The 19,991-nt window shown below is 53.6% G+C and carries 24 protein-coding genes; 21 read left to right on the top strand and 3 right to left on the bottom strand.

All coding sequences use genetic code 11. The features are described from left to right. The 11 genes from SFA31_RS18300 to SFA31_RS18250 form a co-directional block, all read left to right on the top strand. A partial coding sequence (locus SFA31_RS18300) for a phage tail tape measure protein (protein ID WP_322839258.1) occupies nt 1-1,837 on the top strand: 1,837 nt, incomplete at its 5' end. Between the two features lie 50 nt (nt 1,838-1,887). Continuing rightward, entirely contained in the window at nt 1,888-3,156 is a 1,269-nt protein-coding gene (locus SFA31_RS18295; protein ID WP_322838200.1) for a DNA circularization protein, read from the top strand. Then, a complete protein-coding gene (locus tag SFA31_RS18290) occupies nt 3,140-4,258 on the top strand; it encodes a phage baseplate assembly protein (protein WP_322838199.1) in 1,119 nt (372 codons plus the stop codon). The genes SFA31_RS18295 and SFA31_RS18290 overlap by 17 nt, the downstream gene beginning before the upstream one ends. Next, nucleotides 4,251-4,913, top strand: coding sequence for a phage baseplate assembly protein V (locus SFA31_RS18285; protein WP_322838198.1), 663 nt, complete (start codon nt 4,251-4,253; stop codon nt 4,911-4,913). Before SFA31_RS18290 ends, SFA31_RS18285 begins: the two co-directional genes overlap by 8 nt. Nucleotides 4,914-5,001: 88 nt before the next feature. Further along, nucleotides 5,002-5,352, top strand: coding sequence for a phage GP46 family protein (locus SFA31_RS18280; RefSeq protein ID WP_322838197.1), 351 nt, complete (start codon nt 5,002-5,004; stop codon nt 5,350-5,352). 10 nt (nt 5,353-5,362) lie between these two features. Then, on the top strand, nt 5,363-6,433 hold the full coding sequence (locus tag SFA31_RS18275) for a baseplate J/gp47 family protein (RefSeq protein WP_322838196.1): 1,071 nt from the start codon (nt 5,363-5,365) through the stop codon (nt 6,431-6,433). Next, entirely contained in the window at nt 6,430-7,011 is a 582-nt protein-coding gene (locus tag SFA31_RS18270) for a YmfQ family protein (protein ID WP_322838195.1), read from the top strand. The genes SFA31_RS18275 and SFA31_RS18270 overlap by 4 nt, the downstream gene beginning before the upstream one ends. Further along, nucleotides 7,011-7,997 (top strand): phage tail protein, encoded by a 987-nt coding sequence (locus SFA31_RS18265; RefSeq protein ID WP_322838194.1) that lies wholly within the window; start codon nt 7,011-7,013, stop codon nt 7,995-7,997. The genes SFA31_RS18270 and SFA31_RS18265 overlap by 1 nt, the downstream gene beginning before the upstream one ends. Continuing rightward, nucleotides 7,997-8,569 carry a tail fiber assembly protein gene (locus SFA31_RS18260; RefSeq protein WP_322838193.1) on the top strand — a complete coding sequence of 191 codons (573 nt, stop codon included), beginning with the start codon at nt 7,997-7,999 and terminating at the stop codon, nt 8,567-8,569. Before SFA31_RS18265 ends, SFA31_RS18260 begins: the two co-directional genes overlap by 1 nt. A gap of 117 nt (nt 8,570-8,686) precedes the next feature. Continuing rightward, nucleotides 8,687-8,836, top strand: coding sequence for a DUF1378 family protein (locus SFA31_RS18255; protein ID WP_322838192.1), 150 nt, complete (start codon nt 8,687-8,689; stop codon nt 8,834-8,836). Between the two features lie 120 nt (nt 8,837-8,956). Next, complete coding sequence (locus SFA31_RS18250) at nt 8,957-9,739, top strand: DNA adenine methylase (protein ID WP_322838191.1); 783 nt, start codon at nt 8,957-8,959, stop codon at nt 9,737-9,739. On the opposite strand, the gene SFA31_RS18245 is transcribed toward SFA31_RS18250, so the two are convergent. Beyond that, on the bottom strand, nt 9,717-9,944 hold the full coding sequence (locus SFA31_RS18245) for a hypothetical protein (protein ID WP_322838190.1): 228 nt from the start codon (nt 9,942-9,944) through the stop codon (nt 9,717-9,719). The genes SFA31_RS18250 and SFA31_RS18245 overlap by 23 nt on opposite strands. Before the next feature lie 319 nt (nt 9,945-10,263). Here SFA31_RS18245 and SFA31_RS18240 point away from each other — a divergent pair, with 319 nt between their 5' ends. The 9 genes from SFA31_RS18240 (at nt 10,264) to SFA31_RS18200 (ending at nt 14,905) form a co-directional block, all read left to right on the top strand. Next, nucleotides 10,264-10,590 carry a hypothetical protein gene (locus SFA31_RS18240; protein WP_322839257.1) on the top strand — a complete coding sequence of 109 codons (327 nt, stop codon included), beginning with the start codon at nt 10,264-10,266 and terminating at the stop codon, nt 10,588-10,590. Next, entirely contained in the window at nt 10,565-11,047 is a 483-nt protein-coding gene (locus SFA31_RS18235; protein WP_322839256.1) for a lysozyme, read from the top strand. The genes SFA31_RS18240 and SFA31_RS18235 overlap by 26 nt, the downstream gene beginning before the upstream one ends. Further along, a complete protein-coding gene (locus SFA31_RS18230) occupies nt 11,029-11,484 on the top strand; it encodes a lysis protein (protein WP_322839255.1) in 456 nt (151 codons plus the stop codon). The genes SFA31_RS18235 and SFA31_RS18230 overlap by 19 nt, the downstream gene beginning before the upstream one ends. Before the next feature lie 207 nt (nt 11,485-11,691). Further along, nucleotides 11,692-12,045 carry a hypothetical protein gene (locus SFA31_RS18225; protein WP_322839254.1) on the top strand — a complete coding sequence of 118 codons (354 nt, stop codon included), beginning with the start codon at nt 11,692-11,694 and terminating at the stop codon, nt 12,043-12,045. A 2-nt stretch (nt 12,046-12,047) separates the two neighbouring features. Beyond that, the gene (locus tag SFA31_RS18220; protein ID WP_063855104.1) at nt 12,048-12,290 is read left to right on the top strand and encodes a DUF2560 family protein; all 243 of its coding nucleotides are present in this window, start codon (nt 12,048-12,050) and stop codon (nt 12,288-12,290) included. Nucleotide 12,291: 1 nt separating this feature from the next. Beyond that, nucleotides 12,292-12,435: a hypothetical protein gene (locus SFA31_RS18215; RefSeq protein ID WP_169809885.1), complete on the top strand. Its 144-nt coding sequence runs from the start codon at nt 12,292-12,294 to the stop codon at nt 12,433-12,435. After that, nucleotides 12,432-13,043 (top strand): hypothetical protein, encoded by a 612-nt coding sequence (locus SFA31_RS18210; protein WP_322839253.1) that lies wholly within the window; start codon nt 12,432-12,434, stop codon nt 13,041-13,043. Before SFA31_RS18215 ends, SFA31_RS18210 begins: the two co-directional genes overlap by 4 nt. A gap of 55 nt (nt 13,044-13,098) precedes the next feature. Continuing rightward, the gene (locus tag SFA31_RS18205; RefSeq protein ID WP_322839252.1) at nt 13,099-13,551 is read left to right on the top strand and encodes a ubiquitin carboxyl-hydrolase; all 453 of its coding nucleotides are present in this window, start codon (nt 13,099-13,101) and stop codon (nt 13,549-13,551) included. Next, on the top strand, nt 13,520-14,905 hold the full coding sequence (locus SFA31_RS18200; protein WP_322839251.1) for a terminase large subunit domain-containing protein: 1,386 nt from the start codon (nt 13,520-13,522) through the stop codon (nt 14,903-14,905). The genes SFA31_RS18205 and SFA31_RS18200 overlap by 32 nt, the downstream gene beginning before the upstream one ends. Here the strand turns inward: SFA31_RS18200 and SFA31_RS18195 are convergent. Beyond that, nucleotides 14,833-15,968 (bottom strand): IS3 family transposase gene (locus SFA31_RS18195; protein WP_322836662.1). Its coding sequence is split into 2 segments (ribosomal slippage): nt 14,833-15,722 and nt 15,722-15,968, totalling 1,137 coding nucleotides; the frame shifts between segments, so codons are not numbered across the junction. The genes SFA31_RS18200 and SFA31_RS18195 overlap by 73 nt on opposite strands. A 924-nt stretch (nt 15,969-16,892) precedes the next feature. Beyond that, a complete protein-coding gene (gene xseA / locus SFA31_RS18190; protein WP_322839250.1) occupies nt 16,893-18,269 on the bottom strand; it encodes an exodeoxyribonuclease VII large subunit in 1,377 nt (458 codons plus the stop codon). A gap of 166 nt (nt 18,270-18,435) precedes the next feature. Between xseA and guaB the strand changes: the two genes are divergently transcribed. Continuing rightward, entirely contained in the window at nt 18,436-19,902 is a 1,467-nt protein-coding gene (gene guaB / locus SFA31_RS18185; protein ID WP_322839249.1) for an IMP dehydrogenase, read from the top strand. Nucleotides 19,903-19,991: the final 89 nt, after the last annotated feature.

Below are 19,991 nucleotides of genomic sequence, written 5' to 3'. Positions count from 1 at the left end.
GGCCGCGTACAACCGTCTGTCCCGCAGCGGCACCATGAGCGCCAGCGAACAGACCCGCGCATGGAACCAGACACAGGCGACCGTTGCCAGGCTCAAACGCGAGCTGGGCGAAACCGAGCGCAGCTATCAGCGCCTTGCCCGCGTGGGCAAAACCGTGGGTGCCATCGGGGGCGGTCTGGTTGCCGGTGCAATGGTGATGCGCAAGCCCATCGAGAATCAGATGGAGTACGATTCCGAACTGCGCAAGGTGGCCAACTTCGCTTACAAGCATGACAATCTGGCCGGACGACAGTCGGGGATGACAGATATCGACAGTGCGATCAAAGCCGCGTTGCGTGACGGTGGCGGCGATATCAATGGCGCTTTTCATGGTCTGGAGGTGATGCTCCGCTCCGGCACCATGACCAGAGAGCAGGCCTATCGGGCGTTGCCAGGCGTCATGAAGAACGCCACCGCAACCGAAACCGATGCGGCCTCTGTCGCCAGCCTGCAGTCCAGTGCGTTTAACTTCGGGCTTAACGAGAAGGATGCGCGAGCAGGCCTCAGTGTCACCACCACGATGGCGCAGAACGGCATGGTGGATGTGCCGCTGCTGGCCAAAGAGATGCCAAAGGCGCTGGAGTCTGCCAGGTCCATTGGCCTGCACGGTCGCACCGGCTTCTCACAGGTTGCTGCACTTTTTGAGGCGGCTGCACGCGGTGCTGGCTCCCCTGAAGAGGCGGCGACGTTCACCACCAACCTGATCTCTGAACTGTCCTCACCGACGCTGGCCAACAATTTCAAGCAAATCAAAGTCGGCAAGCGCGGCCTTGATATTCGGGCGCTGATGCGTGCCGACGCGGCGAAGGGGCTGACCCCGCTGGATACTGTCGACCGGGCCATTCGCAGCATGGACGAGCACGATCCTCAGTTCGTGGACCTGAACAAGCAAATTGCCCGGACGGCTCCCGGTGAAGCCAGATCGCAGCTGGAGGCACGACGCGACCAGATTCACGGCCAGAACGTGGGGAGAATCTTTACTAATGAATATTCCCGTATGGGCTTCCTGAACTGGGAGCGTAACAAGGACTACTACCACAAGCTTGTCGGCGAAGGTAACGAGCAGTTTGATATGCCTGCCGGGAAAACCTCTGCTGACCTTGACTTTGAGCTGGTGAAGGACAGCCCGGCATTTCAGGTCAACAAAGCCAAAAACGAAGCGGCCTTTTCATCCAATGATACGGCCTCACCTTTCACTAAGTGGGTCGGGGAAGCGGCTGATAAAGCGGCTGAGCTGGCGAAAGAATTTCCAAAACTGACCACCGCGATCAACGGGGCTTATTCCGCCATTCAGGGGATTGGTGCTGCAGGTGGGGCCGGGCTGGGGGCACTGGCGCTGGCGGGTGGCCAGAAACTGTGGAAGCGCTTCAGGGGCGGCGGCTCGGCAATTGCGGAAGAAGCTGCCGAAACAGCAGCAAAAGGCGGAGGTCTCCTGAGTAAAGGCGGGAGCCTGCTGGGCAAGGTCGTCCGCGCCCCACTGGCTGAAGGGTACATGGCTGCGGGCCAGTTTTACGATCAGTTCCTGGAGCGCGGTGACGATAAGATTAAAAGGCTGAAAGAGGATGGCTACAACATCCCGGACAACATGCCTAAGCCGGTTGGTTTTCTTGATGCCTTTGATGAGATCAAAAACTTTTTCTCGCAGAGCAACACAGCAAAACCCGCGCCTGCTGGTGCAAATGTTCCCTACGCGCCTCAGGGGCCGCAGCAACCGATTGTGGCTAATATCTACCTCGACAGCCGCGAGGTGGCAGATACGGTATTGCGCCGGATTGATGTTGATTCGAGGAGGAAATAGTGGCGGATACGATTAACGAGATTGCTGCAGCGCTGGGGGTAGACCTCCTGATGCCAGCCTCGTTCCGGGGCGTGGAGTTTGACTGTCTGTTCACCCGCGACACGCTGGCAAAGGACACCGTGACCTACGCTTACCCGTACCGGGACGGAGAAGAGGTGGAAGACCAGGGGCTGAAAGCGGTGAACTTCCGTCTGCAGGCCATCTTCTGGGGCAACCGCTACCAGACGCAGCTTAAAGCCTTTTTAAACGCCCTTAAAACGGCGGGCACCGGCGAACTGGTTCACCCGGTATATGGTTCTGTGCCGGACGTGCAGTTTCTGGAGGCCGGGGTATTCCATGAGGTGGAGCCGGTTAACGCTGTCACCGTCGACCTGGTCTTTGTGGAGAGCGGCAAGCCCGATACGCTGTTTGCCACCACCCATTACGAAGCAGACGGCGACAGTATTTTCGACAGCGCGATCAGCTGGTTCGGGGACGCAATGGACACGTTGCGTGATATTCAGCAGGATATTGCCCGCGTCACCAATATCATCGCCTCAGCGGAATACGTGGTAAACGCCCTTGCAAACGAGGTGCAGTCCACCATCGGCAGCGCCCTCGACTATCTGGACTATCCGACAGCCTTTATCTCAGACCTGAAGCACCTGACCGGCGCATTCACCGACCGGCTGTCACTGAGCGAAGCTTCCCGCCTGTCGGACTGGAACGCGCTGACCGGGCTGAAGGACACCATGCTGACGTTACCGGCGCAGCGTACCACCGCGCAGCAGACCATGTCTTCTGGCAGCGTGTTCGCCTCCACTCTGCGCCGTGCCAGCGTGATGCCGCAGAGCGATACGGAGATGATTAACCAGGCCATCCGCCTGGTGGCCGTGAGCGAAATGACCGACACGGCCAGCGATATCTTTGTGAATGAGACCGCCTCCCCGACGCTGTCCTCCACCGATATTGAGCGCATCACCGGCGACGTGCGCACCCTGATTGTGGAAGCGATAGCGGCCCAGCGGGCGTCCGTCTCGGCGCGTATGGCCACTGCCGTTCGCGAGCAGGCCGGTACGCCGGACACCCGTCAGGATCAGGCCATCATTGCCGCGCTGCAGGAAAGCGCCTGGCACCTGCAGGAGCAGGCTCGCGGGCTGATACTGGCGCTGCCACCGCTGGTACAGCGTCAGGTGACGCGCCGCTGTAATCTGCCCCTGCTGGCGTTTGAGTGGTACGGCGACGCCTCCCGCGCCACGCAGCTGGCCCGCCTCAATCCATCATTGCGTGAGTCAAACAACCTGAATCCGGGAGATGTGCTGTATGCCTGGGCAAGATGAGCAACGCCTGACGCTGCGTATCGGGGGCCGGTCGCACGACGACTGGGAGCGCTTTGAGGTGGATTCCGACCTGCTGACCCCTGCGGGTGGCTGGCAGTTGTCGGTCGGCACCGCTGAACCGGTGCTGCCCTCTAATGTGGAGGCCGGAGCCAGAGCCGAGCTTCGCTACGGCGACAGCACCATCATGACCGGCATGATTGATGAGCTGAGTCACGACGTGAGCCGTGGCCAGCACTGGCTTGAGCTGAACGGGCGCGACGCAGCGGCGGTACTGGTGGACTGTTCGGCCCCCATTTTTACCGCACAGGAAATGACGCTACAGGAGGTTGTCGCCCAGGTGATTAAGCCACTGGGCGTGACCGCCATCCGTATACAGGCTGAGAATCCCGGCAGCGTGAAGAAAGTCAGCATCGAGCCGGGCGACAGTGCGTGGGATGCGCTGAAGCGCGTCGCTGAGATGAGCGGCCTGTGGCCGTGGATGGCCCCGGACGGCACGCTGATTATCGGCGGGCCAGACTACAGCGCCGCGCCGGTGGACACGCTCATCATGCACCGTAACGGGCAGGACAATAACCTGCTCAGGCTGGGCAAGCGTACCGATATGAGTGGGCGTTACTCTCAGACCACGGTACTGGCGCAGGGCCACGGCACCGGGCATGAAGACGGAAAGGCCAACCGCAAATGCACGGTGAAAGACACCACCATGACGCTCTACCGCCCGCGCATCGTGGTGGAGGGTGACTCACAGAGCGATGAAGAAGTGCAGTTCCGCGCCCGCAAGCTGCAGGCAGATGCCAGGCTGAACGGTTTTGCTCTGTCGGCCACCCTGCGTGGCTTCACTACCGCGAACGGCACGCTGTGGGCACCGGGCCAGCGGGTTTACGTCAAAAGCGACGTTCACGGGCTGGATGACGTTTACTTCATTATGCGGCGGACCTTCCGTGGCGGACGTGGCCAGCGGCAGGAAACCTCGCTACTGCTGCGTGAGGACGGTATCTGGCTGCCGGATGCATATCCGAAGTCCGGCCATCGCAAGGGACACCGGCGCGGCAAAAAAGACAAGGGGCTGTGGACAACATGGGAGCAGGTCGACAATGCCTGATTTTTCTGGACTGGTGGATAAACGCATCCGTAAGGCGCTCAGCGGCATACGTCTGGCCTTTCGTGGCGTGCTGACCCGTATCACCACCACGGGGGGCGTACAGACCGCGCAGGTGGCCGGACTGGCCCCTGAGGGGCTGGAAGGCATTGAGATGTTCCAGCAGTACGGTTTCACTACCGTACCGCCAGAGGGTGCGATGGCGATTGTGCTGCCGCTGGGCGGACGAACCAGTCACGGGATCGTGATTGCCACCGAACACAGCAGCTACCGTCTGCAGGGGCTGGAATCCGGTGAGGTGGCCATCTATACCGATGAAGGAGCCAGCATCGTCCTGAAGCGTAACCGCATCATTGCTGTCACCTGCGACGACTGGGAGCTGAACTGCAAGCGCATGAAGGTTAACGCCTCGGAGTCTGTAGCGTTCACCACGCCGGAGCTGAGTACCTCGGAGAAGCTGACCGCACAGGGGCTTATCAGCGGCAACGGCGGTATGGCCATTAAAGGCGGTGACGGTGGCGTGACGGCCTCGTTTGAGGGTAATATCAGCCATACGGGCGGCACCATCACCTCGGTTGCGGTCACCATCAACGGTGTGCAGATTGGGACGCATATCCACGACACCCCGGATGGCCCGTCAGGTAAACCACGCAACTAGGATTTTTGCCGGGGCAGCATCGCCCCGGACTTAGCCGCTTCACCCCCGTACCTTCCTGCCTTACCGCCCCTGCGGCATTCTGCCCGCTATGGACGCCTATATCGATCACACCACCGGCGATTACACCGGAAAACGCTGTACCGACCTGCATAACGCGGTCTGGCTGCGTCTGCGCATCCGCAAGGGCACATACTGGGCTGACCCGCAGATGGGGTCTCGCCTGCACGAACTGGCCCGCGCGAAGGATACGCCGCAGACCCGCACGCTGGCCCGCCAGTATGCCGAACAGGCGCTGCAGCCACTGATTGATGACAAAAGGGCAACCGCTGTGAATGTGGACGTCTCCTCGCCGGAAACCGGCTGGCTGTGGCTTTCCATCACGGTCACCAGCGCGGGCGGGGATGTGCTGACCTTCCGCCATCCGGTCAAAGTGGTTTAAACGGGGAATTATGGCTCGCAGCGTACCGGCACTCGCCGACATTACTCAACAACAGCTACGGGATATCCGCAACCAGCTCCCGGATGCGGACGTCTCCGGTGACAGTGATTACGCCATCCGGGCGAACGCCGTCTCCGGCGTGGCGCAGGGTCTGTACAACGACCAGAGCTGGATACTGCGCCAGATATTTCCCGACACCGCCGATCATGACTGGCTGGTAATGCACGCCCGCTCACGTGGTCTTTCCCCTAAACCCGCCAGCGCGGCAAGCGGTCAGGTCACGCTCACCGGCTCTGCGGGCCTGAAGGTGGCCAGCGGTCTGCAGTTCCGTCCGCGCGGCGGCAATGTCCTGTACCAGACCACGGCAGAGGCCACGCTCAGCGATAAAGGCACCGTAACCGTGAGCGCCAGCGCCATAACTCCAGGCGTCGTGGGCAATCTCAGCGACAACACCATCGCCACGCTACTCAGTGCGCCGCAGGGCATCGACAGCGCGGTAACGATAAAAACCATGCGCGGTGGGACAGATGCCGAGAGTGATACCTCATTGCTTTCGCGTCTGCTGGAGCTGATGCGCCGCCCGCCAGCCGGGGGCAACAAATACGACTACCGCCGCTGGGGGATGGAGGTCAGCGGCGTATCGGAAGCTTACGTCTACCCCCTGCGCCGGGGCTATGGCACGGTTGACGTGGTGATTACCGCCAGCGGCGGTCTGCCGTCCGACGAGACACTCAAGGCGGTACAGACCCATATCGACGAACAGCGCCCGGTGACGGCAAAAGACACGCTGGTGATGGCCCCGGAGCCGGTGAGTACCGATATTTCTGTGAAAGTCAGCCTCGACGGGCTTTCGTTTGATGAGGCCAGGTCGCAGATAACCCAGGTGCTGACGGACTACTTCAGCCGTCTGGCTCCGGGGGAGATTGCGGTCAGAACCCAGATGGGAGCGCTTATCTCTAATATCACCGGCGTGGTGGATTTCGAGCTGGTGACGCCGACAGGCAACATTGTGCCGGTAGTGAGCGATAAAACCGTGCAGTGGATACGCCCAGGCACCATCACCGTGGACGAGCTGAAATGACCGGGAACGACTACCGCGAGCTGCTGTACCTGCTGCTGCCAGATGGATATGCACGCGATGGAAAGCGGCTGAACGCAGAGCTGCAGGCTGAGGGTAATACGCTGGCCAGCGTCGAGCGCAGCGCTCAGGACGTGCTGAACGGCGTGACACCCTTTACCGCTGTGGCACTGCTGTCGGACTGGGAGCGCGTGCTGGGTCTGTCTGTCAGCAACGGCATGACCATTCAGGCCCGCCGCCAGCAGATTATGGCGAAGCTGAACGAAACCGGGGGGCTGAGCCGCAGCTACTTTATCCGCCTGGCGAAGTCGCTGGGCTATGACGTCACCATCGACGAACCGGAACCATTCCGCTGTGGCCGTAACCGCTGCGGGGACAGACTCTGGATACCGGAAATTGTCTGGGTCTGGATCGTGAATATTAAGGACGGTCAGGTGCCGGTATACCGCTTCCGTTGCGGCAGCTCGGCCACGGGTGAGCGCCTGATGTCATTTGGCCAGAATATGCTGGAGAGCATATTCCGCGATTTAAAACCTGCTCACACGCAGGTTGTATTTAATTACGTGGAGAATAAGACGTAATGAAAGATATTATTGAGCCGGTCGATACCGACGACGGATTATTTCACGATGGCGACCCGTCAACCGGCGCGGAAGGCACCATCGTATACGCCAGAATCATGAATGCGCTTCAGGGGGGTATTATTGATATTCAGACCGAGAATAAAAATATTCTGGCTGAAGCTAAAATAACACCTGACCCTTCGAAAAATAATCAACTACTGACGGCCATAAAAGCTATTGCCACGGTGATTGCTGCTAACGCTGCATCTGTAGCCGTTCCCGTTGGCACGCCGCTGGCCTGGCCGACTACCACACCACCCGACGGTTACGCCATCATGCAGGGCCAGGCATTTGATACAGCTAAATACCCAAAGACAGCTGCTGCATATCCATCCGGTAAACTTCCCGATATGCGCGGGCAGACCATCAAAGGTGCGCCTGATGGCCGTGCGCTGCTGAGTCTGGAGGCAGATGGTATTAAATCGCATACACATGCGGCTACAGCAGCTGCAACAGACCTTGGCACCAAAAACACCTCGTCATTTGATTACGGAAATAAGACCACATCCTCAACTGACCTCGGGACAAAAAACACCTCGTCGTTTGATTACTCAACGAAAACAACAAACGCGCCGGATTTAGGTTCAAAAACTACATCTTCCGCTGGTAATCACAAACACCGAACTGGTACGCAAGGTACTCTTAATGGCGGCGGTGGCGTGACAACAGTCCCTCTATTCAACAATGGTACTGCCACTTATACAGATCAAACTGGTAACCATACTCATACTGTAGCAATAGGAACGCACGCACACACCGTCGCTATTGGCGCACATGCACACTCTGTGGTTATGGGGGCGCATGCGCATACCGTCGCTATTGGCGCTCATGTTCATTCTGTAGTGATGGGAACTCACACGCATAACATAACGGTAAATGCTGCTGGTAATGCAGAAAATACCGTAAAAAACATCGCATTCAATTATATAGTGAGGCTTGCATAATGGCTTTTGAAATGTCTGATAAGGCACAAACAATTAAGGTTTTTAATTTACGAGCGGATACCAGCGAATTTATTGGTACTGGTGATGCCTATATTGTCCCGCACACGGGTTTACCTGCAAATTGCACCGAAATAGCACCACCGGCTATCCCCGTCGACCATGTCGCTATTTTTGATGAAACAAAACAGACGTGGTCACTCACCGAAGACCATCGCGGCGTCACCGTCTACGATACTACCTCTGGGGCATCAACTGTTATCGATGCATTGGGGGCACTGCCGGAGAACGTGGTAACGATAGCGCCCTCCGGGCAGTATGATAAATGGAACGGGGAAGCATGGGTAAAAGATGAAGATGCGGAAAAAAACGCTTTGCTGGCTGAAGCAACAGCTCAGCAGAGTCAGTTAATTTCTCAGGCCCGCCTGGTAATCGGTGAATGGCAGACGTCGCTGACTCTGGGTACTCTCTCTGACGATAACAAAGCTAAATTACAGACCTGGCTGGACTATATCGAAGCACTCAAAAACATTGATTTGAACAATCCTGAATGGCCTGAAAAACCGTCTGAATAATTTATTGACTCGGAGCGAAAGGTATCATGAGTAAACCTTCATTCATGGCTTTTCCTCTGTTTAAATGATCTCCGCCAGAAATGGCGCTCCACTAACTCATAAATCAGGACTAAGAATATGACGTTTACACAAACTGTATTGCTTTATATTTGTACCGTAGTTTGCGCCCTTTATCTGGTGGCTGGCGGCTATAAAACCATCCGTGCATATATTAGAAAAAAAATTGACCAGGCCGCTGAAGCTAAGAATGCGGCTGCACAGCCTTAAGCCATACCCGCTACGGCACTGAGACTGAAGCGTTACGTTCGACTTCTTTAATATTGGATATAACGATCAATTACATGAAATTGATCGTTATAACAGATCATAAATTAAGGAAGGATAACAATGCCTAGTTCTATCATCCCCTGGCTCGGTGGAAAGCGGAAGCTCGCCAGACACTTGCTGCCCCTGTTCCCTGATCATACCTGCTACGTCGAGCCATTCTGTGGTGGTGCTGCACTTTTCTTTATGAAGCCCCCATCAAAAGTTGAGGTGCTTAACGATATTAACAGCGATATAGTTAACCTATATCGCGTTATTCAAAACCATCTCGAAGAGTTTATTAAGCAGTTTAAATGGGCTTTAACCAGCCGTGAAATATTCCGTTGGCTTAAAGACACGCCGCCAGAAACACTGACAGATATACAGCGAGCTGCCAGATTCTATTACCTTCAAAAACTGTCGTTTGGGGCTAAAGTTGATGGGCGTACATTTGGCATCAGTGCCACAGGGCCGTCAAAGCTAAACCTGCTGAGGCTGGAAGAAACGCTATCAGAAGCCTGGCTGCGGATGCACAGGGTAACAATAGAACATCTGGACTGGAAAGCGTGTATAACCCGTTACGACCGACCAGACACGCTATTTTATCTTGATCCACCCTACTGGCAGACACAGGGCTACGGTGTACCGTTTGGACTTGAGGAGTATGTTGCAATGGCGGAACTCGCTCACAGATGCCAGGGGAAGATGATTATTTCTGTAAACGATCACCCGGACATGCGCCGGGTGTTCAAAGGGCTGGAGATAGTAGCGGTTAATACCACTTATTCTGTAGGCAGTAATAACGGTCATAAGGCCGCAGAACTGGTAATATGCAACTTCAGGCCTATACCTGCATCGAAGCCTTAAACTCTTCAGATAGACACCACAGCCCGTTATTTTCAACGGCTATTTCAAATACCGCCATTTGCTCAAGTATAAAGCGGGTGGCGTGTTCTTGTTGTCCAGCTATGTATGCAAGAGCCTGTAAGGTCAGTGAGGTAGTTTGACTGAAGGCTGAAACAATGTCATACGCATCGTCAGTCATGGTCTGGCGAGTCTGATAAAAATTCATGGTCAATTCCTTCTATGCGACTAAGAAACCTACAGGCCTGTAGTGCGACGCACACTAACTCGACGTGATCGGACAGTCCAGCGGAAGGGAGTTCGGAAAATTTGAGAAGACCTTTATGGTCGAAAATCACACAAAATTGAAAGATATTTGATATTAACGGAATGGTAATGCAGTGAATCAAATACTCTTCAAATCAGTATCAAATAATTTTCGCGGCTACAAACAAACCACGTTACCGCAAAATGTATCCTGGATTTGTTCTCAAATACATCAACCTTTTCTTAATAATGAACAAATCCCCCGTAATGAGGGGTAGAGCATGTTCCGCATGAATACAAGCAACGGATTCTGGTCCTACTTTTGGTCAGGTCTAACGGGATTTTTCGCCATGCTAACTCTTCAGGATGTCCTCTTCGCCCTGGGATTTGCCATCACGGCGACATTCACCTGGCTGACATACAGGTCTAACGACCGAAAGAACAAAGCAGCGATTGAAGAAGATCGCAAACGCACAGACATCCTCAAAGCTGCCTATGCCCGGGGTGATGTGGCGAACATTACCGAAGCAGCTGCAATTGTGAAGAGCATAGATGCAGAGCTTCAGCCTCAGGATTCAACTAATGGCAATTCCAGCGAAACTACGTAATGCACTGGTAGCTGCATCAGTTGCCGGTTCGATATCCATCGCAGGTGTACTGATACAAGACCAGGAAGGCGTGGTTTATAAGCCATATCTGGATCCGATTGGCATACCAACAGTCTGCGCTGGAGTTACCGGTGCAGATGTGAAGATGGGAAAGACCTACACAAAGGCTGAGTGTGATGCACTTCTGTACAAGCATATGCAGCCAGCCATTAAGTCGGTTGATGGTTCAGTTAAAGTGAAGCTGAATGATTACCAGAAGGCTGCCCTCTACTCATTCACCTACAACGTAGGAACTGGTGCTTTCCAATCCTCCACGTTGCTGAAGAAACTTAACCGCAACGATATTCCTGGTGCGTGTGATGAATTGCGTCGCTGGACATATGCCGGTGGTAAGCAGTGGAAAGGTCTCATCAATCGCCGAGAAGTGGAGCGCCAGTTATGCTATGGAAAACCGTAGTATCTCACTGGAAGGTAATTGTATTTGCTCTGATGTTCGTATGGGTTGTTATAGCTGGCAAGGTAGCGAACACCTACCACGATAAATACATCCAGGCTGACAAAGACCTGAAGCTAGCCACACAGACAATCACCGACATGCAGACTCGGCAGCGAGATGTTTCCGCTCTCGATGCCAAATACACACAGGAACTTGCAGATGCTCAGGAAACTATCAATCAGCTTGAGCTCGATGTTGCTACTGGCAAGCGTCGGTTGCAGCTCAACGCAACCTGCAAAGGTAACACCACCGGAACCTCCGGCATGGATGATGCTTCCGGCCCCCGACTTACTGACTCCGCTGAACGGGATTATTTCACCCTCAGACAGCGAATCGAAACAATCACCAAGCAATTAACCGGATTGCAGGAATACGTGAGAACGCAATGCCTGAGGTAGCCAATGAGAAAACGAGAGCGTGAAATAACACTGCTCTACGGAATGTCACTCATACGCGATGACGTTCTTAATCATCCGCTACCAAAACAATCAGCCAAAGACAGATTAATCATCTTCGTGCATTACGTGTTTGCATTCGCATCTGTCATAACACTGGCAGCAGCATCAATCATCCTGATTATTTGGCTATCCGCTAAGTGAGCAATCATGGCAAAGAGACCGCCTACATATTCAGTTCCGTTATTTAACTGCGCTGACATTGTTCTTCTTCGGGAGAGAGAAGAGGCAAAAACCTATCTCGCAAAGTTAGGGCTTGAATGGGATATGTCAGGCTTTAACGGATTTGCATACAGTCATCAGCGAGAAGGAAAGCCACCACTGTTAATCATGGGTGTTTTCCTGCATGAACCATCTGTGCTTGCACATGAGTCGTGCCACATAGCTTTTGAGATTTGCCATCACGTCGGTGTGCCGACAAACAACAATGAGATGAATGAAACATTCTGCTACCTCGTGCAGCGGATCGTCTATGCATTCCTTCCATATCTGAAACAGGAATAAAAATGGCAGACATTACACAAATGACAGATGCACAGAAACTGAAGCTCGAAGTCTACCGACTGGTGATGAATGACTCAGCCGCTACAGAAAAGGCCATTGAGTTTATCGCCGGCAACGAGCTTAACTTTGAACTATTCAAAGATGCATATGCCAAAACAGCCAATGAGCCGACTGCGCTAGCTAAAACTGAAAAGGCGATTCGGGAAGCCAAAGAAGTCCTCGACCTGTTCACTACTGGAGTCTGACATGCCACTGAAGAAAGGTAAGTCGAAGAAGGTTATCGGCGAGAACATCGCTACCGAGATGAAAGCCGGCAAGCCTAAAGACCAGGCTATCGCAATTGCCATGAACAAGGCTGGCAAAAAGAAACCCAAGAAAGGAGCTAAATGATGATCACCCAACCATGGCCTACATACTCAGATGCCAGTGGCGCATTTGTTCGTGGCTTACCCATTAAGACCCTGACACAGGCTGTGGATGGCTCAGCATTAGCAGAATTTGACGGACCATACCCAGACCAGTATCTGTCTGCACTCTTCATGTCTACCTTCAAACCTGTTGTGGGTGGTTACGTATTCCAGAGTCAGTACGGCGAACTGCTGTACATGAGCAAAACAACGTTCGAAGCTCAGTACACTGCAACAAGCACTCCTATCACCTGGAGCTCAGTAACTGGCAAACCATCAACATTCGCACCAACCATCGGAACCACTGCCACAACAGCGATGGCTGGCAACAAGGTGCCAACGACTACAGAACGCGGTGGTGTACTCCAGCAGGCAGCAATCACAGCCATCACCGATTCATCCGGTGGTACTTCAGGCGGTAACACTGTACCAGCGGTGCCAGCAGCTACAGCGGCTACTACTGACACCTCTGCTGCATCGCTGACATCTACCAACGCATCCATCACTGCACTGAAGAATGATATTGCAACATTATCAGCCAAGTACAACGCATTGCTGGCAGCAGTGAAAGCATCGGGTGTAACAGCGTAACCATTACAAAGCTCATCTTCGGGTGGGCTTGATAATGATTAACGAGGAAACAACTATGGCGACTGAAGAAAGGAAGATTGGACGCCCTTCAGTCTACTCACCTGAATTATCCGAGCGGATATGCAACCTGTTAATGGAAGGTGAGAGCCTGAGAGCAATTTGCCGGAGAGATGAAATACCTCACATGGCGACAGTGTTGTCATGGCTTCATAAGCATCCTGAGTTTCACGAGCAATACGCACGCGCACGAGAGATTCAGGCTGAGATTATGGCTGAAGACATCATCATGTATGCAGACTCATCATCTGAAGAATCAGCAGCTGTTGCAAAGGCGCGCCTGCAAGTTGATGCGCGTAAATGGTATGCATCAAAGGTTGCAACTCGTCGGTTTGGTGATCGCATTCAGCACGAGCAGAAAATCACTATCACCGACCTGTCTGATGAAGAGTTAGACCGTAAGTTAATGGATCTCACCAATGCACAATCTCAGCCGGGAGCAGAAGATTGAGCTGGTAAAGCTCCTGGAAGAAAAGAAGCGTAGAGAGTTTGTTTATCGCTACCGCAGTTACTATGACACCCGATACGAATGGCAACGCAAGTTCATCGCGGCTACATCCGAATATCGTCAATGCGCTCTCATCGCTGCTAACCGAGTTGGCAAGACCGATACCGCAACTTATATCGATGCAGTTCACCTGCTGGGTGAATATCCAGATGGGTGGACAGGACACCGTTTCGACCATGCACCGTTAATGTGGTGCCTTGGGTACTCGGGAGAGAAGTGCCGCGACCTGCTTCAAGCCGCAATCATCGGTAAAAAGGTAAACGGTGAGTTTACAGGCGGGCTGATTCCTCCGGACAGGATTGTCTCCACTGAGCCAATGACCGGCACACCAAACGCCGTCCGCTCTGCATATATCCGTCACAGCAGCGGAGACCTGAGCAAAATACAGTTCTGGTCATACACACAGGGACAACATGCACTGATGGGTGATGACATCGACTGGTTCCATATCGATGAAGAGCCAGAAGATCCGACTATCTACCCGCAGGTATTAACACGTACAGCCACAGGTGACCGAGGAAATGGTGGTCGTGGCATCCTGACATTCACTCCAGAAAACGGACGCACTGAGCTGGTAATTCAGCTACTGGATACGCCTGCTGATTCGCAGTTCTGCATGAATGTCGGTTGGGATGATGCGCCTCACCTGACGGAAGAAACAAAGAAAAGCCTGCTTGAGTCATTCCCTCCGCACCAGAGAGATATGCGTACAAAAGGTATCCCTATGCTTGGTCACGGTCGCATATTCGATTTCAGCGAAGACATGATCACCTGCGAGCCATTCCCGATACCTAAGCATTACATGGTCATCGATGGAATGGACTTCGGATGGGACCACCCGCAAAGCCGGGTGCAGCTGGCGATCGACATGGATAGCGAAACCTTCTACGTAACTAAGGCGTGGAAGGCCAGCAAAACATCTCCGGCAGAAGCTTGGGGTGCAACTAAAGCATGGGCAAACAAAGTGCCTACTGCATGGCCTCAGGATGGACTCCAGACAGAAAAGGGAAGCGGTCTACAGCAACGTGAATACTACAAAGATGCTGGCTTCCTGATGCTTCCTGAGCCTGCACAGTGGCCTGATGGTTCACGCTCAGTAGAGCCAGGCCTATTCGAACTTCACGACCTCATGAGCACAGGACGATTTAAAGTCTTTTCCGGGCTGAGAGACTGGTTCGAAGAGTTTAACTGGACTGACCCCGTGACAGTAGACAAATTCTGTCCTCACGACGAGGCCTGTTCAAAGGCCTCCGGACTGACGCCGCTGAGATGGCTGTGGCGTCGGACCCGGTTGTAGAACACTTCAATGTAATCGAAGATATCCGCCCGGGCCAGAGCCCGGGTTTTGTATATTCTCTTCCTGATACGCTCTTTTTTCAGTGAACTGAAGAACGATTCCGCTACTGCATTATCCCAGCAGTTGCCACGCCGGCTCATACTGGGCGCCAGATTATTGGCCCGGCAGAAGCGCCGCCAGTCCTCGCTGCCGTACTGGCTGCCCTGATCGCTATGTACTATTACCTCTCTGTCCGGTTTTCGACGCCATACTGCCATCATCAGCGCATCCAGCGCCAGTTCACGTGACAGCGTCGGTTTCATCGACCAGCCCACCACGTTACGGGCGAAGAGATCAATGACCACCGCCAGATACAGCCAGCCCTGCCAGGTGCGGATATAGGTAATATCGGTCACCCAGACCTGATTAGCCCGGACAACGGTAAACTGCCGCTGCACGCGATTAGGCGCAACCACTGAAGGCCTGCCGGCGATACGACGTGGCGCTTTATAGCCGCGCACCGCTTTGATCCGGTTCAGTTGCATAATACGGCTCACCCGGTTTTTACCGCAGGTTTCCCCGATTTCATTCAGATCGCCATGAACCCGGCGATAGCCATATACGCCACCGCTGAGGGAATACGAATCACGGATAAGCGCCAGCAGACGCTGGTTATCTTTATCGCGGGCGGAAACTGGATTATGCAGCCACGCATAGAACCCGGCCCGGGCGACATTCAGTACCCGACACATTGTCATGACACCCCATACGGAGCGGTGTTCATTGATAAAGCGGTACTTCAGTCGGGCTCCCTTGCAAAGTACCGCGCGGCCTTTTTCAGGATGTCCCGCTCTTCTTCGGTGCGCTTCAGCTGAGACCGAAGCTTGAGGATCTCGCTTTTGGCTTCCAGTAAATCACGCGCATGCTGCTCGCTGTTATCGGGTTTGATGGCCCGCAGCCATTTGTAAAGACTATGCGCAGAGACACCCAGTCGGTCGGAAACTTCTGCGACGGAATAACCGCGTTCCGTAATTTGACGGACGGCTTCTTCCTTAAATTCAGGGGTAAATCGTGGTGTGCCCATACGGTCCTCCTATGCTCAAACTATACATCAGGATCGTCTACCGGGGTGGGGTCAGTCCAAATTATTTACTCAGTTATGGATTTAATTAAATCGTCACTGGCTAATGTGCCCATAAATTTAACGGTAAGGTCACTTTCTGGAGCCTCTTGGTTTATAGCGGCTCATGCATTTTATACTCAGATTATTAAGATGGTCATATGATAGATTTCTTTCGCTATTAATGTAGAGGTCTTCTTGACGCTTAGTTATCTGCTCCACCGGTAACCAGAATAGAGATATTCAGACATCAATTAAGTGAGGCGTGCAGATAGTGGGTAAATGTGTGTTAGCAATTGAAAGTTGAGTATCATAATATCAGGTTAGCAGTAATAAACTAGTCAGGACTGTAAGCATGATATTGCTATGGATTAGTTACCTCACTTATGTCTTCCAGGGCTGCTCATTTCTAGTCTGCAGATAGATCTCTCACCTCTAAGCCACTTAAAGCGCTCTCTTATCTCGCATAGCTTTGGTGAGCAGTATCTAGAGGAGGATCTTATTCTGTTCTGGTGGCTTAAGGCGTCTTACTTCTGATATTTCCATACCGTCAAACTTCTTGTGCCGCGATTAGGAATGGTGACTTAAATAGCAGAATCCCAGGCAGATCCCAGATTCCAGCTTTATGGAGGATACTGTTCACCTGTTCATCGAAAAAATTTTTCATGGTGATGTCTCACATTATTAATGAAGATATTCCTAACATCGCCATATATTAACCAATAAGATGTGAGTCTTTTGTTTTTAAAATCGAAAGCCGGTTTATGTAAATGATTGTCGATCGTTAAGCTAATGAATTGAAATTGGTTAATATTGTAATTCTTCGAAATTAGTAGTTTTCTTATTAAGTTATAATTGTACAGGTAGCTTTGAATTTAACTCATAACGCTACTGTGTAAACTTTTTACTTTGTCGCTTCCTCACTGCCTTAATACCAGACACCTCACTTTCCACCCAGCCGTCGGCGAGCCGTGTGGTTAATTTATCGCCGACGCTTAACTGCGTTGTAGCTTTTAACAGCTTGCCGTCTGGCAGTGCGGTGACGCTATAGCCGCGTGCGAGTGTGGCAAGTGGGCTAACGGCTTCGAGATGAACAAGGGCATTGCCAAAGCGCTCGCGCGTTGCGCCGAGCTGCTGCGTGATTCGCTGTGTCAGGCGATATTCTACCTGTTTTAGCTGCGCGCTGGCGCGCTGCACGCGAGCGCCGGGATGCTGTAATTCCAGGCGTCGCGTTGTTCGCTGCAGGCGCTCGCGCAGGCGCTTACTCTTTTCTTCCAGCGCGCTTTCCATTCGCTGGCGCAGACGCAAAAGCTGAGTTTGCTGACGTGCCAGCCTTAACTGTGGATGCTGTTGCTGAAGGCGGTGATATAAACGCATAAAGCGGCTATCTCGCCCGGCCAGGTAATAATCCATCGCCATTTCCATGCGTTCTTGCTGGGTTTGCAGCCGGCGTAAAAGTTCGGCCTGGCTGCGGCTCACCAGTTCGGCAGCGGCGGAGGGGGTTGGCGCGCGCAAATCGGCGACGAAATCTGCGATAGTGACATCGGTTTCATGCCCGACGGCGCTGATTATTGGGAGGCGGCTGGCGAAAATCGCGCGCGCCACGCGTTCGTCGTTAAAGCTCCACAAATCTTCCAGCGATCCGCCGCCGCGGCCTACGATCAATACATCGCATTCCGCACGTCGGTTAGCGGTTTCGATAGCCTGCACGATTTGTGGCGGTGCGTCCGCACCCTGAACGGCAGTCGGGTAAACGATGACGGGTAAGCCAGGATCGCGCCGCCGGAGAATATGCAGAATATCGTGCAGCGCGGCACCGGTTTTCGAGGTAATAACCCCCACGCAGCGTGCAGGCGAGGGAAGCGGCTGTTTATGCGCCTGGGCAAAAAGCCCCTCGGCTTCCAAACGCTGCTTCAACTGCTCATATTGCTGCTGCAACAACCCGGCGCCCGCAGGCTGCATACTCTCAGCGATGATTTGATAGTCACCGCGCGGTTCATACAGCGTTACGCTGGCGCGCACCAAGACCTGCTGACCGCTTTGTGGAGAAAATGTCACCCGGCGATTGCTATTGCGGAACATTGCGCAGCGCACCTGGGCAGTATTATCTTTCAGCGTAAAATACCAGTGCCCGGATGCCGGGCGCGTGAAATTCGATATCTCGCCCTGAATCCAGATAAGCCCCATTTCAGCGTCAAGAAGCTGGCGCACGGCCTGGTTCAGGCGACTAACGGTAAATACGGTAGCGGGGAGCGATTGTGGCATGTGAGCGAGATCAAGTTTTTTAACAGCGGGTTATCCGATTGATACTACCGCTCTTGGCGCTGAAGGCAAGGATTTTGATAAAAAAGTGTAGATGCAATCGATTACCGCCTGTATAATGCCGCGGCAATATTTTATCTGTTCCCACCACCCTGGACGAGATATTGCCATGCTACGTATCGCTAAAGAAGCTCTGACGTTTGACGACGTTCTCCTTGTTCCCGCTCACTCTACCGTTCTGCCAAACACGGCCGATCTCAGTACCCAACTCACTAAAACTATTCGTCTTAATATTCCGATGCTGTCCGCTGCTATGGATACCGTTACCGAGGCGCGTCTGGCGATTGCGCTGGCGCAGGAAGGCGGGATGGGATTTATTCATAAAAATATGTCTATTGAACGTCAGGCGGAAGAAGTGCGCCGCGTGAAAAAACACGAAAGCGGCGTGGTGACCGACCCCCAAACCGTTTTACCAGGCACTACGCTGCAGGAAGTTAAGGCATTAACCGAGCGTAATGGCTTTGCCGGATATCCGGTAGTCACCGAAGAGAATGAACTGGTGGGTATCATCACCGGGCGTGATGTGCGTTTTGTTACCGATTTGAGCCAGCCTGTGAGCGCCTACATGACGCCGAAAGATCGTCTGGTAACGGTGCGGGAAGGCGAAGCGCGCGACGTCGTACTAACGAAAATGCATGAAAAACGCGTGGAAAAAGCGCTGGTTGTCGACGACAGTTTTCACCTGCTTGGCATGATTACCGTTAAAGATTTCCAGAAGGCTGAACGTAAACCCCATGCCTGTAAAGATGAGCATGGCCGTTTGCGGGTTGGCGCTGCGGTAGGCGCAGGAGCAGGGAATGAAGAGCGAATCGATGCGTTAGTCGCCGCCGGCGTTGATATATTGCTGATTGACTCTTCCCATGGCCATTCGGAAGGGGTACTGCAGCGTATTCGCGAGACGCGCGCTAAATATCCGGAACTGCAGATTATCGGCGGTAATGTGGCAACGGCGGCGGGCGCGCGGGCGCTGGCAAATGCGGGCGTCAGCGCGGTTAAAGTCGGCATTGGTCCGGGTTCCATTTGCACCACGCGGATCGTTACCGGCGTTGGCGTGCCTCAAATCACCGCCGTTTCCGATGCGGTAGAAGCGCTGGAAGGCACCGGCATTCCGGTTATCGCCGACGGGGGCATTCGCTTTTCGGGCGATATCGCCAAGGCTATCGCCGCAGGCGCCAGTGCGGTAATGGTAGGGGGAATGCTTGCCGGAACGGAAGAATCACCCGGTGAGATTGAGCTGTATCAGGGGCGTTCGTTTAAATCTTATCGTGGAATGGGGTCGTTAGGCGCAATGTCCAAAGGATCGTCAGATCGTTATTTCCAGAGCGATAACGCTGCGGATAAGCTGGTGCCTGAAGGGATTGAAGGCCGGGTGGCGTATAAAGGGCGTCTGAAAGAGATAGTGCACCAGCAAATGGGCGGCCTGCGCTCCTGTATGGGGCTGACCGGCTGTGGTACGATTGATGCCCTGCGCACGCGGGCGGAGTTCGTCCGCATCAGCGGCGCGGGGATTCAGGAAAGCCACGTTCACGACGTGACGATTACCAAAGAGTCGCCTAACTATCGTCTTGGGTCCTGATTTTTATTCGGCGCAGGGTCATATACAATGCCGTGCGCCGACAAACTGGCTTCTCGCTTGCGGTCTCCATGGCGAGAACACGCTCCCGC

The sequence above is a fragment of the Erwinia sp. HR93 genome, from assembly GCF_034555055.1.
In the GTDB taxonomy this organism is placed as follows: Bacteria; Pseudomonadota; Gammaproteobacteria; order Enterobacterales; family Enterobacteriaceae; genus Apirhabdus; species Apirhabdus apintestini.
This window is presented reverse-complemented; position numbering and strand designations above follow the sequence as displayed.